Raw genomic sequence first — 12834 nt, forward strand, 5'->3', positions numbered from 1 at the left:
GATTCACGAACGACCGAACGCCCGGTCCATCATTTCGACCGATTCGCCAGAATCTTCTGCATCTCGTTGATCTGCAATGCCACTCCGATTTGGATTGCCACCGGCGTGCTGGTGCTGAACGGACCGAGGAGCCGTTCGAGTTTCGCGAGCCGGTACCGCAGCGTGTTGTAGTGGTAGTGGAGATGCCGTGCTGCCTCGGCCATATTCATGTTGTGTTCGATGAGCGTCTCCAAGGTCTGGAACATCTCGGACCGTTCGGGTTCGCTCATGCGAAGGACAGGTCCGAGTTTTTCCTCAGCGAATGCCCGTAGGTCATCGTCACTGACCTGCGCGAGCAAGCGGAACAGGCCCAACTCACCGTAGGCAGTGACCGCGCCGGCCCCCGACACGCGCGGTCCGAGCCGCAGGGCTGTGCGTGCCTCCTGGTATGCGATCGAGACACCCGCCGGCCCAACGTAATTGCGGCTGACCCCGATTGCGTACTGACCATGTGTGAAGTGCGCGACCTCGTCTTGGATAGCGCGTGCGACGGTGATCGCGTCCTGGTCGGCGCCGATGACAGCGACCAGTTCGGAGCCAAGGCCCGCAGCGGCCGCCAATCGGTCTCTGCTGCGTACCGCGGAGGTCCAGAATTCGATGGCGCGATCGTCTGCCAGACGAGACAGGCGCTTATTTGCCCGAGATTCGTCAGTGGTGCCCTCCCTTCGGCCCACCAGGACGACGATGTCGCGTTCGAGGTCCCATCCGAAGCCAGAGCCCAACGAGGCGTATTCATCAGATTCGGATTCGCTGCCCGAGATCAGTTCGAACAGGGCGTTGGACGAGAAGCGGCGCTCGACTGCTCCCACCGCGAGGTCACGCGTGATCTCCAATGCAGCCACGATCGCTGCCTGTCCGACTGCCACCAAGGTGAATTCGCCGAACGATCGCTCCGCCTCAACGGCAACCACGAAGCCGTGGTGGAGTCGCCCGGCGCGAATCTCGCGCGACGCCCACCGCTTGCCGGTGCGCTTGTCGGTGTGCAGACCGGTCAAGCCCAGTCGTAACAAGTCGGCTGACGTCGTCTTCAGGAAGCGCAGATCCACCAGGGGGGCTTCATCCCCCGCCAGCGCGAGAACGGTGCCCTGATGATCAGTGATCACGACACTCGCTTCTCCGAGCAGACCGGACAAGCTGTTCGCCAGCTCAGCGAGACCTCCACCGGAGAGGGTGATCGCGAGAAAGGAGTGGTGGATCTCTTGTGCCTTCGCCAATGCCGAGGCTTGGCGGTTGACGATGATGGCGAACGCCCTGCTCAGGATGTCGTCGAAGCGGATGCGTTCCGGGATGACGACGAGGGGCAGGCCGAGACGGTCGGCGACGTCGATCATTCCCTGTCCTAGTTCGGGCATGTAGCGGTCGAGTTTTATGCCGATGCCTGCCAGACCCAGCTGGTGCAGGTCGGTCAACAGCTTGCCCTGATCCTCGTCGTCACGCGGAAGCGGATAGCCGGTGGCGAGCAGGAACTCGTCCTGCCGAACCCACCTGCCGATATCGGGAACCGTCATCACGTTCACGGCGCTGATCGCCCGGTCCAACCCGGAATGCCCCGCGATCAACTCGGCGCCGGCGAGTACTTCGTCGGCGAGCAACTCACCGAGAGTGAGAGTTTCGTTCGACCTCGGAGCCGCGGCATCTGGCGCGTTCATAGGCGGCAAGCGTAGCGCTGACCGACAACTATTGCGGTGATCTTTGGCATGAGTAGCCATGGGTCACTCGGGTCCCGAGTTTTTATGGTTTCCGTACCCGGGCCGGCCGGCTGTGGGCGGATCCGATGAGGAGGAGCACCGTGGCACCAAGTTCGAAATCTCCCGCAGCAACTGATGATGTGGTCAGCGAGACGGTGTCCATCCTGGGTGGCACAGGAAATCTGGGCTTCGGCCTTGCGCTACGACTCGGCGTCGCGGGGTACACGGTCTGCCTCGGCTCTCGCGATGCCGACCGCGCCCAGCGTGCTGCTGAGCTGGCCCGCGAGCGCGTCGGCGGCGGCAAGTTCATCGGGTGCCGGAACGGCGAAGCAGTGGCGCGAGCCGATCGACTCGTCGTTGCGGCGGTCCCGTTCGCCAGCCACGTCGCGATCCTCAGAAGCGTCGCCGACCAGTGGCGTCCTGGTCAGGTGTTGCTCGACACGACGGTTCCACTCGCCACCGCCGTGGGCGGACGCCCTACACATCTGATCGACCCCTGGCACGGTTCCGCTGCCCAACAGGCCCGTTCGGCGATCGATGACCAGGTTGCGCTCGCGTCGGGTCTGCACACGATAAGCGCGGCCGCGTTGCGCAACCTTGCCCGCCCCCTCGATCAGGACACACTGATCTGCGGCGAGCCGGAGGCCAAGCAGGTGGCTGCCGCGGCGCTGGAGCGTATCGCGGGACTGCGTGTCGTCGACGCGGGATCGCTTGAGATGAGCCGTCTTCTTGAGGGGCTCACGCCCGTCCTGATCGGGATCAACATCCGGCACAAGACCCACGCCGGCATTCAGGTCACCCACCTCGGCACGAGCACAAAGCAGCAGGCCGCCCTGGCTTGACGCCGACGAATCTCGGCCAGGCGCTTTGGGTGTCGGTACGTCTTCCCGGGAGGTGTCATCGACTGCCAAAGATCTCCCGTCGAACTTGTCTCCTCGGGCCGTGTGCTTCCGAGGTCGTCGCCCCTAGCGTGATTGATCTCACGCCTCAGCTCCGGTCACGTATTCCCCTCAGGTTTGAGGGCGGCAGAAAGGCTCCCCGATGCTCACGCCCGCAAAGAAGGCCACGCTCGGCAGTTTCGTCGGCACGACGATCGAATGGTACGACTTCTTCATCTACGGCACGGCCAGCGCGCTGATCTTCCGCCACGTGTTCTTTCCCTCTCATGACCCGCTGGTCGGCACCCTGCTCTCCTTCGCGACCTTCGGCGTCGCCTTCGTTGCCAGGCCGCTCGGCGGGCTCATCGTCGGCCATTTCGGCGACCGTGTCGGACGCCGGCCCATGCTTGTCATGACGCTCATCGTCATGGGCACGGCGACCGGCGCGATCGGCTTGCTGCCTACGTACGAGTCGATCGGGGTCATGGCTCCGGTGCTCCTCGTGTGTCTCCGTTTCGTGCAAGGACTTTCGGTCGGCGGTGAATACGGCGGGGCCGTTCTCATGACCGTCGAACATGCCCCTAAGCACCGACGTGGGCTGTATGGAAGCTGGGTCCAGGCGGGATCGCCGGCCGGCCAGATCATCGCCAACGGCGTCTTCCTGATCACCACGGGCATGATGTCCGAGGAACAACTTGTCGCGTGGGGCTGGCGCATCCCGTTCCTGGCGAGTTTTGCACTGGTCATCGTGGGTCTCGTCATTCGTCTACGCGTCGAAGAGAGCCCCGAGTTCAAGCGGCTGGAACGGCGTAACGAGAAGGAAGCCAGCCCGCTGATGAGCGTGCTGCGCCAATACCGCAAGCAAGTAATTCTGATGGCCGGTGCCTACCTTGTGCATGGCGTCGTGATCTACGGTGCCGCGGTCTACAGCCTCAGCTACGGAACAACCACCCTCGACTTCAGTTACAGCCAGATGCTGTTGCTGATCCTGCTGTGCCAAGTCGTCACGCTGATCCTGATTCCAACCTTCGCTCATTTGGCCGACCGCGTGGGCATCAAGAAGGTGTTCTTGATCGGGAACATCGGCATGGGTCTCATGGGCGTTCCGTGGGTTCTGCTACTGGATACCGGCAGTTTCGCCCTCGCACTGCTGGGCTACTTGCTGATCTTCACTCCGTACGCCGCGACTTACGGGACCATGGCGGCCTTTTTCGCCAGCATCTACGACAGCCGGGTCGGATACTCGGGGATCTCCATGGGCTACCAGCTCGGCTCCATCTTCGGTAGCGGTCTCACCCCTCTGGCGGCAGCTGCGCTGATCGCCTCCACGGGAACTGTGCTCGCCTTCGCCGGATACATCGCAGTGGCCGCAGCACTGTCAGTCGCTGCAACGATCTGGCTCACCGCATTCGAGGACGAGGAGTCGGACGAGACCCCGAGGCCCGCCACTCCCGCGGGCGAAGCGGCAGTGACGCACAGCAAGTGATCCACGGACTGCCGAAACTACCGACGGTTGGTTGAAATGGAATGCATGGCAGTCAGATCCCCCGCATCTGAATCTCAGGCATGGCCAGAGGCGCAGTGCAATGCGCGCCAGATTCTTGCGGGTGTCATCGGCAGTTCCCGAGGGCGGATTCGGCAGGCGCGCGCGATCGCGTTCGCGAGTGCCGCGGCGACGGGGTTGTACGGCGATTCACTCATCGACTTGGCCCCGAGCGGTCCTAGCTCGTCGTACGTGTCGGCGAAGTAGACCTCGGTGCGCGGTACGTCAGCCAATTGGGGAATATGGTAGTTACGCAGCGTTCGAGTGAGGACGGTGCCATCAGCCCCGATGTGCATCTGCTCGTACAATGCTGAGCCGATAGCCTGTGCCACACCACCTTCCACCTGGCCTCGGCACTGTTCGGGGTTGAGCACGACGCCGGCGTCGGCGGCCTGAACGGACTGCAGTATCCGCACTTCCCCGGTGTCGGGGTTGACCGCCACGCGGAAGGCGTGAACGTTGAACGCCACCGAGCGGGGCGTGCCGTCGTGGTGACCGGTCGCGGTCATCGGCAGCGCGAGCTCGCCGAACGTGACGAATCGGGTGGCGCACTGCACACCGTGTGGGCCCACCACGCACATTCTTGGGTCGGTTCCGGTGAGTTCAGCAGCCGCATACGTGATCTCAGCGCGCAGCGTTTCGCAGGCAGCCAGCACCGCGCGGCCGGCCACGACGATGCCCGCCGAACCGAATGCTCCGGTGTCATAACCACATACGTCAGTGTCGGATTGCCGGATGTGGATCCGGTCGGTGGTGGAGTTCATCACGGTGGCGATCAGCTGTTGGTGCACCGTGGTGGTCCCATTGCCGAATTCTGCAGTGCCGACCGATAACTCGTACCGCCCTTCGGCGCGCAACGACAGTGCGGCTTCGGCGAAGTGCCCGCGTGGCGGAATGGTGGCGATCATGGCGATGGCCATACCCTCGCCGACCTGCCAGCCGACTGGTGCGCAGGCCTCGTTGCCGGCGGCAAGCGCGGCCTGGGCCAGATCGAGGCATTGGTCCAAGCCGTAGCTGCCGAATATCAGATCGTCGGATACATGCGCGTCCACCAGAACGTCGCCGGGCTTGACCACATTGCGGCGGCGCAGATCGAAGGGGTCGATGCCCAAGCGCTGCGCGAGCTCGTCCAGTGCGGATTCGACTGCGAAGATGACCTGTCCCAGGCCGTATCCGCGGAACGCACCGGATGGCAGGTTGTTGGTGTAGACCGCTTGCGCGTCGACACGCTTGTTCGGGCAGCGGTACACCGAGATCGACTCGGCGCAGCCGTGAAACATGACGCCAGGACTGTGATTGCCGTACGCGCCCGCATCGACCAGTACGTCGATCGCCAACGCCGTCAGTATGCCGGCGTCATCGGCCGCCGCGGTCACGTCCACCCGGAATGGGTGACGGCACGGTGCGACCGTGAACTCGTCGGACCTGCTGAATTCGTAGCGCACCGGCAGGCCGAGTCGCAGCACGGCAAGCCCGACGAGGTCTTCGGTCAGCATCTCTTGTTTGCCGCCAAAGCCACCGCCGACACGTGTGGCGAACACGTGCACCGCGTCGCGTTCCAGGCCGAAGATGCGGCACAGTTCATCGCGGACCAGGAACGGCACCTGAGTGCTGGTGCGAATGACCAGCCGCCCGTCGTCGTCGCGCCATCCGGTACAGCCGTGGGTTTCCAAGTGCGCGTGCTGTACCCGTTGGGTGTGGTAACGGCCGCGCACGACGGTATGTGCGGCGGCCAGGGCGCCTTCGACTTCGCCGACGCCGCCGTGCAGTTCGGCGACGATGTTGCGCGACACGTCGGCGACGCGGGCCTCGGGTCCCTTGTCGGCGTGCAGCAGCGGAGCCCCGGCGGAACGAGCCAGCTCGGGATCGAACACCGCCGGTAGCGGCTCGTAGTCGACAATGATTGCGCGGCAAGCTTGTTCGGCGATTGCGAGGCTGTCAGCGACGACGGCGGCCACCCGCTGCCCGACGAACCGGACCGTGCTGTCGAGAATGTAGGTGTCGTCAGGGTCGTCGTCGCGGATTTCGTGGCGGGCGGTGGAGAACGCGATGCGGGGCACATCGAGGTGGGTCAGTACGAGGCGTACGCCGGGAATCGCCGCGGCGGCACCGGTGTCGATGGCGGCGATGCGCGCGTGCGCCACCGGACTGCCCAGCACCGCCATGTGCAGCAAGCCGTTCGGCAGGTGGTCCATGGTGTACTGCTCGGTGCCGGTCACGACTCTCACGGCTGCCGGCGCGGCCACTGAATGTCCTGCACCGCCTGACTTTTCGACGTTGTTGGCGCCGGACAGCGCGTCGGTGATCGCGCGGTAGCCGGTGCAGCGGCACAGATTTCCCTTGAGGTGCTCGGGCAGGTCGTCATGCTGTTGTTCGGTGAGAGTCGAGGCGGTGGTGATCATTCCGGCCGTGCAGAAGCCGCACTGGAACCCGGCCGCTTCGACGAATCGGCGCTGGAGGGGATGCAGGTCAAGTGCGGTGCCCAAACCGGCGACGGTGGTCACGCTGTGGCCGTCGGCGCGAAAAGCCGGGACAACACAGGAATGGACCGCAACGCCGTCGATCAGGACCGAGCATGCCCCACAGTCTCCGGCGTCGCATCCCTTTTTGACTTCGAAGTGGCCGTGGTCTCTCAGAAAAGTTCGCAGACACTGGCCCGCCCTGGGTACACCGGGCATCACCTCGCCGTTGACCGTGATGCTCACGCCAGCTCCGAGCGGACCTGCTCGGCCAGCACCAGCGTCACTGCCCGCCGCCAGTCCGGATCTCCGTGTGCGTCCTCGGTCCACGCGTCGACCGGGATCGACGCGTGCGCGTCGTGCACCGAACGCAGGTCGGGTACCTCGGAAAACGTGAACACGTAGGGGCGCACGGTCGCCCCGGTCACCGAGAGCACGAACCGGCCACCGTCGGGTGCGGTGTCGCGGCGACCGATCACCACCACGCCGGAGCGGCCCAACGGAGACGGGGCGAGCTTGCGGTAGGCGGTGCGGCCACGCAACGCTGGGGCCGGCAGGTGCACGCAGCGCAGCACGTCCGCCGTGGCCAGTACGTTGGTGCCGACACCGGTGACGAGATCTGCTACTGGCAGTCGGTAGTCGCTACCGTCGGCCCGCCACACCGTGGCCTCACCGTCCAGCGCGACGGCCAGCGAGATCATCGCCCCCGCCGGCAACGAAAGGCAGATGTTTCCACCGAACGTGGCGTGGTGCCAGATCTTGAACGACGCGAGCAACGCAGTGCAACACTGACGTAACAACGGCGCGGCCGCCCAATTCGGCCGATGGGCGCTCAGGCTGTACGAAAGCCGCGACACCTCGGCCACGGTGCATGTCGCGGACAGCTCGATCCCGGTGTCGTGCAATGTGATCGGAGCCCAACCGAGCCCGGTGATGTCGATCAGCCGACGTAAATGCGGCTGGGGTTCGGAGAACAGCCAGGTGCCGCCGGCCAGTATGGCGTCACCCGTTGCGAGCGGCCACAACTCGTCGCGACGGGTCGGTCGGTCGACCACCTCGACGGTGTTGAGGTCCATTCCCGGACGGTAATCAATGCGACCGTACCGTGCAGCGTGAACAGCGAACTCGCCAAGCGGTACTGCGACCGGCTCGGCCACTCGGCGTGCGAACTGCCACAAACTGTCCCATCCTTGGACGATGGCGGGACCGATCACCCAGAAGCGCAAGAAGCGTGTGCATCCGGTCGACGAGGTGCCACCGGTTCCCAAGCTCGCCACCTACGGCTTCCAACACGTCGTTGCCTTCTACGCGGGCGCCGTGCTGGTGCCGATCCTCATCGCCAACGCCATCGACCTACCTACCGAAGACCTCGTCAAGCTGATCACGGCCGACCTGTTCACCTGCGGTATCGCTTCGATCATCCAGGCGGTCGGGTTCTGGAAGATCGGCGTGCGACTGCCGTTGTTGCAGGGCGTGACGTTCGCCGGGGTGTCGCCCATCATCGCCATCGGGCTGGCCCACGGCGGGGGCTCGGCGAGCCTGCTCTACGTCTACGGCGCTGTGATCGTCGCCGGGATCTTCACCTTCCTGATCGCGCCGGTCTTCATAAGGTTGCTGCGCTTCTTTCCACCCGTGGTCACGGGAACGTTGATCACCATCATCGGCCTCTGCCTGGTTCCGGTCGGCGCGCATGACGCCGTCACCAACCCGCACACCGGTGAGGTGGATCCTGGAAACCTGCGGTGGCTGCTGTACGCGCTGGGCACCATTGCCGTCATCGTCGCGATCCAGCGGGTGTTCCGTGGATTCCTGGCGACGATCGCCGTGCTGCTAGGCCTGATCGCCGGCTGCGTGGTGACATTCGTCCTGGGGGATATGAACTTCGACGACGTCAGACAGGCGTCGGCGGTGGGCTTTACCCAGCCGTTCTTGTTCGGATTGCCCAAATTCGACGTCGTTGCCTGTCTGACGATGATCATCGTGCTGATGATCACCGCCGTGGAGTCCACCGGAAGTACCTATGCCACGGGTGAAATCGTCGGCAAGCGCATCAAAGCGTCCGACATCGGCAATGTGCTGCGAGCCGACGGTCTGGCCACCGCGATCGGCGGGATCTTCAATTCCTTTCCTTACACCGCGTTTTCGGAGAATGTCGGCCTGGTGCGGCTGACGGGGGTCAAGAGCCGCTGGGTGGTGGCCGCCGCCGGCGCGATCATGATCCTGCTGGGCTTTCTGCCGAAGGTCGCCGCAGTGGTGTCCTCGATACCCCAACCCGTGTTGGGCGGGGCGGCGCTGACGCTGTTCGCGACGGTAGCGGTCGTCGGTATCCAGACGCTGGGCAAGGTGGACTTCACCGACCACCGCAACCTCATCATCGTGACAACCAGCCTGGCGCTGGCGCTGTGGGTGACGTCGTATCCCGATGTGGCCCAAGCACTGCCGACCGGCATCGATCTGCTGTTCGGCAGCGGCATCAGCATCGGCGCAATCGCCGCGATCCTGCTCAACGTCGTGTTCTTCCACCTCGGTGGGCGCGGCGCCCCGGTGGCCGGCGGCGGCACGATAACCCTCGACGAAGTCAACACCATGACCGAGCACCGTTTCACCGACGTTTTCGGCGGTGTGGTGCAGAACGTGGAGTGGGTGCTCGACCGGGTATTCGAGCGCCGGCCGTTCACCGACACCAACGCGCTGCGAGAAGCTTTCCAAGACGCCCTGCTCACCGGCTCCTCCGAACAACAACTGCAATTGATCCGGGCGTTTCCCGACCTCGGCGCAGAAGACGAGACCGGCCGGGCGCTGGCCGTCGACCACGTTGCGCTGTCAAATCTCGATGAGGATGACCACAACGACGTCGTCGCACTGGCCACCGCCTACCGCGAACACTTCGGATTCCCGCTGATCATCTGCGCCCGCGAGACTGAGCACTTCGACCGTGTCCTGCAGAACGGGTGGGCGCGGATGGACAACTCTCCGGGTGCGGAGAAGGCGTTCGCGCTGATCGAGATCGCCAAGATCGTCAACTACCGGTTCGGTGACCTGGTTGCCGACGCCAACCCGATCGCGGCGGCACGGTTCGGCCGCCTCGGCGATCTACGCTGACGGGCATGCCCACCCACCGTGCGCTCGGCATCGCCGGATTCAACCAGCTCAGCGACCGGCAACGCATGCATATGCTGTTCGAGGTGTGCTCGTCGCCGATCTGGGCGCGACGAGTGCTGGCGGGTACGCCGTTCCGGAACGTCGATGCGCTGCTGGACCGAGCCGATCGGATCCTCGCCGAACTTCCCGACGCCGAGATCGACGCCGCGCTCGACGGTCATCCGCGTATCGGCGGCCGGGTCGACAACGCGTCGTCGGCGCGTGAACAGGCCGGGGTGGCAGACGCCGACGACGCAGTCCGCGCCGAACTGGCGGCGAAAAACCAGGCCTACGAAGACAAATTCGGTTACGTGTACCTGGTGTGCGCCAGCGGGCGCTCCGCCGAGGAACTTCTCGCCATCCTGACCGAGCGGTTGTGCAACGATCCGGAGACCGAACGCCGGGTGATGCGCAGCGAGCTGGCCAAGATCAACCGACTCCGTCTACAACGTCTGTTCACCGAGGAGGCGACGACGTGACCCACATCAGCACCCACGTTCTCGACGCCGTCACCGGCCGACCGGCCGTCGGGGTGGCGGTGACACTGATTGGAGCCGACGGCGCCGTGCTGGCGCAGTCCGCCACCGACAGCGACGGAAGGATCGCCGACCTGTACAGCGGTCCGGTGCCGGAAGTATGCCGGTTATGTTTCGACACCGCCGCCTATTTCGCCGCGCACGGAGTCGACGCCCTCTACCCGGAAGTCGTGGTCGCCGTGTCTATCACCGGCACCTCAGACAGATATCACGTGCCACTGTTGTTGGCGCCCTTCGCCTATTCGACGTACCGAGGGAGCTGAATCATGTCGAACATCATTCTGGGCAAACACCAGTACGGTAAGGCGGAGAACCGCGTGGTGCGGATCTACCGCGACAGCCCCCGCCACGAGATCCACGACCTCAACGTGTCGACCTGTCTGCGCGGCGATTTCAGCGCCGCCCACCTCACCGGCGATCAATCCCGGGTGCTACCCACCGACACACAGAAACAGACTGTGTACGCCTATGCCAAACAACCGGGGATATCGACCATCGAGGACTACGGCCTGGCGCTGGCCCGCCACTTCGTGAATGACGTCGAACCCGTCGATGCCGCCCGTATCGAGATCGACGAATACGCCTGGCAGCGAGTGGTTGTCAACGGCTCCGAGCACGACCACACCTGGATCCGCCGGGGGCAGGAGACGCGCACCGCAGCGGTGACCGTCGACGGTGACGGCGAATGGGTGATCGGCGGACTGAAAGATCTGGTCATCCTGAAGTCGACCGGCTCGGAGTTCGCCGGCTTCCTCACCGACGAGTACACGGTGCTCGAACCCACCCATGACCGCGTCATGGCGACTTCGCTGATCGCGCAATGGCGCTTCACCACAACCGATGTGGCCTGGGACGAGATGTATGACGGCGTCAAGGCTCGGCTGACCGAACAGTTCGCCGTCGTACACTCGCTGGCGTTGCAGCAGAGCCTCTTTCACATGGGGAAGGCAGTGCTGGAGAGCTGTCCCGAGATCGCCGAAGTGCGGTTGTCGGCGCCCAACAAACACCACTTCGTCTACGACCTGACACCGTTCGGGCTGCAGAACCACAATGAGGTGTTCCACGCCGACGACCGCCCATACGGGCTCATCCAGGCCACCGTCACGCGCGACGACGCCCCGCCACCCGGTCCGGCCTGGGATCTGCAGCAGGGCTGGCTGGCGTGACCAATACCGGGTGAACGGGATGACGCGGGCGTATCGCGGGCACCTGATGCACATCGGCGGCAACCCTGAGCTGGCCGACGTACGCGATTGCCTGGTCAGCGAGCCCGACGGCGTGGTGGTGGTCGACGACACCGGACGCATCACCTACAGCGGTGCCTACGCAGACCGGCCCGGCGATGACGCCGAAACTGTAGATTTCCGGCCCGCCTTCCTGCTACCCGGGTTCGTCGACACGCACATACACTTCCCGCAGACCTACTGCACCGACGCCTACGGCGGCGGCCGGCTCCTGGATTGGTTGGCGCGCTGCGTATTTCCAGCCGAAGCCAAACTGGCCGACCCCGCCTACGCACAGCAGGCGGCGCGAGACTTCTGCCGCCGCCGAATCAGCGTGGGTACGACGACGGCACTGGTGTTCGGATCTGCTTTTCCCCACGCTCAGGATGCTCTGTTCAGCGAGTCGATCCGGACCGGGTTGCGCACCATCTCGGGCCGTGGCATCCAGACCGTGGGACCGCCGTCGGCCGGGCCGTTGCTCACCGACGAGACGACGGCGATCTCGTTGGCGGTGGCCGAAATCGACCGGTGGCACGGTGCCGACACCGGTGATCCGGCGACTGCACTCGTGCACGCCGCGGTGGTGCCGCGGTTCGCCCTGTCGGTGACGGCGCACACCCTCCACGCGCTCGGCGAGGTCTACGATTCGGTCCGCGATCGGGGCGTGTACTTCCACACTCACCTCAACGAGAACGTCGACGAGGTGGCGGCGGTACACGAAACCTACGGTGTACGAACCTATCTGGACACCTACGACGGCAGATTCGGTGGAGGCTCAACACCGGCGGGCAAGACGCTGCTGGGCCCACGCAGCGTGCTGGCACACGCGGTGCACTGCACCGCCGACGAATTGGCCCGCATGGCCGAAACCGCGACGTCGATCGCGCACTGTCCAACCTCCCAGCTGTTCCTCGGCAGCGGCGTCATGCCGTGGCGCTCCACGGTGCGCAGCCGGGTGAACGTGTCGCTGGGCACCGATGTGAGCGCCGGCGACGAGTGGCTGATGCCCCGTGTGCTCAACGACTGCTTCAAAGTGCACATGTCCGAGCCGGGAGACCATGCGGTTGCGCTGCATCCGGCCGAACTGTTGTTCACCGCGACGCTCGCCGGTGCGCGTGCGCTCGACCTGGAAGCGCGGATCGGCAACCTCGACGTAGGCAAGGAAGCCGACTTCGTGGTGGTCGACCCCCACCACCAGGAACTGCTGGCCGAAACACTGGCCCAGATCGAGAACGGCGACCGCGACCGACTGCTGTTCACACTGCTGATGGGCATGAGAGACGACGCTGTTGTGCAGGTGTACGTCAAGGGCCGCAAGCTCGGTTGA

Annotated in this window: 10 protein-coding genes; 7 read left to right on the forward strand and 3 right to left on the reverse strand. The window is 64.7% G+C overall.

Annotation, left to right across the window (positions count from 1 at the left end; genetic code table 11):
• Window positions 1–29 precede the first annotated feature (29 nt).
• Window positions 30–1688 carry a PucR family transcriptional regulator gene (locus tag AWC31_RS22370; RefSeq protein ID WP_165766030.1) on the reverse strand — a complete coding sequence of 553 codons (1659 nt, stop codon included), beginning with the start codon at window positions 1686–1688 and terminating at the stop codon, window positions 30–32.
• Window positions 1689–1828: 140 nt separating this feature from the next.
• On the opposite strand from AWC31_RS22370, the gene npdG reads away from it, so the two are divergent.
• Entirely contained in the window at window positions 1829–2569 is a 741-nt protein-coding gene (gene npdG / locus AWC31_RS22375) for an NADPH-dependent F420 reductase (RefSeq protein WP_207626405.1), read from the forward strand.
• Between the two features lie 199 nt (window positions 2570–2768).
• Window positions 2769–4091: an MFS transporter gene (locus AWC31_RS22380; RefSeq protein ID WP_067848016.1), complete on the forward strand. Its 1323-nt coding sequence runs from the start codon at window positions 2769–2771 to the stop codon at window positions 4089–4091.
• Window positions 4092–4165: 74 nt separating this feature from the next.
• Here AWC31_RS22380 and AWC31_RS22385 read toward each other — a convergent pair whose 3' ends face one another.
• Together AWC31_RS22385 and AWC31_RS22390 are read right to left on the reverse strand one after the other, a co-directional pair.
• Entirely contained in the window at window positions 4166–6853 is a 2688-nt protein-coding gene (locus tag AWC31_RS22385) for a molybdopterin-dependent oxidoreductase (protein WP_085146149.1), read from the reverse strand.
• Complete coding sequence (locus tag AWC31_RS22390; RefSeq protein WP_085146150.1) at window positions 6850–7683, reverse strand: FAD binding domain-containing protein; 834 nt, start codon at window positions 7681–7683, stop codon at window positions 6850–6852. Before AWC31_RS22390 ends, AWC31_RS22385 begins: the two co-directional genes overlap by 4 nt.
• A 121-nt stretch (window positions 7684–7804) precedes the next feature.
• Between AWC31_RS22390 and AWC31_RS22395 the strand changes: the two genes are divergently transcribed.
• From AWC31_RS22395 to AWC31_RS22415, 5 genes are read left to right on the forward strand one after another with little or no spacing between them, the layout of a single operon-like run.
• Window positions 7805–9709 (forward strand): PbuX/PucJ/PucK family nucleobase permease, encoded by a 1905-nt coding sequence (locus AWC31_RS22395; RefSeq protein WP_085146151.1) that lies wholly within the window; start codon window positions 7805–7807, stop codon window positions 9707–9709.
• Between the two features lie 5 nt (window positions 9710–9714).
• Entirely contained in the window at window positions 9715–10227 is a 513-nt protein-coding gene (gene uraD, locus AWC31_RS22400) for a 2-oxo-4-hydroxy-4-carboxy-5-ureidoimidazoline decarboxylase (protein WP_085146152.1), read from the forward strand.
• Window positions 10224–10547 carry a hydroxyisourate hydrolase gene (uraH, locus tag AWC31_RS22405; RefSeq protein ID WP_085146153.1) on the forward strand — a complete coding sequence of 108 codons (324 nt, stop codon included), beginning with the start codon at window positions 10224–10226 and terminating at the stop codon, window positions 10545–10547. The genes uraD and uraH overlap by 4 nt, the downstream gene beginning before the upstream one ends.
• 3 nt (window positions 10548–10550) lie before the next feature.
• Window positions 10551–11450, forward strand: coding sequence for a factor-independent urate hydroxylase (pucL, locus tag AWC31_RS22410; RefSeq protein ID WP_085146154.1), 900 nt, complete (start codon window positions 10551–10553; stop codon window positions 11448–11450).
• 19 nt (window positions 11451–11469) lie between these two features.
• A complete protein-coding gene (locus tag AWC31_RS22415) occupies window positions 11470–12834 on the forward strand; it encodes a guanine deaminase (RefSeq protein ID WP_085146155.1) in 1365 nt (454 codons plus the stop codon).

Source organism: Mycolicibacterium wolinskyi (assembly GCF_002101965.1).
Classification (GTDB): Bacteria; Actinomycetota; Actinomycetes; order Mycobacteriales; family Mycobacteriaceae; genus Mycobacterium; species Mycobacterium wolinskyi.

What these genes read in the sequence shown, in the direction of transcription:
- AWC31_RS22370 (WP_165766030.1), bottom strand. Translation starts at nt 1,688, where the DNA reads ATGAACGCGCCAGATGCCGCGGCTCCGAGGTCGAACGAAACTCTCACT.
- AWC31_RS22380 (WP_067848016.1), top strand. Translation starts at nt 2,769, where the DNA reads ATGCTCACGCCCGCAAAGAAGGCCACGCTCGGCAGTTTCGTCGGCACG.
- AWC31_RS22390 (WP_085146150.1), bottom strand. Translation starts at nt 7,683, where the DNA reads ATGGACCTCAACACCGTCGAGGTGGTCGACCGACCGACCCGTCGCGAC.
- AWC31_RS22395 (WP_085146151.1), top strand. Translation starts at nt 7,805, where the DNA reads ATGGCGGGACCGATCACCCAGAAGCGCAAGAAGCGTGTGCATCCGGTC.
- uraD (WP_085146152.1), top strand. Translation starts at nt 9,715, where the DNA reads ATGCCCACCCACCGTGCGCTCGGCATCGCCGGATTCAACCAGCTCAGC.
- pucL (WP_085146154.1), top strand. Translation starts at nt 10,551, where the DNA reads ATGTCGAACATCATTCTGGGCAAACACCAGTACGGTAAGGCGGAGAAC.
- AWC31_RS22415 (WP_085146155.1), top strand. Translation starts at nt 11,470, where the DNA reads ATGACGCGGGCGTATCGCGGGCACCTGATGCACATCGGCGGCAACCCT.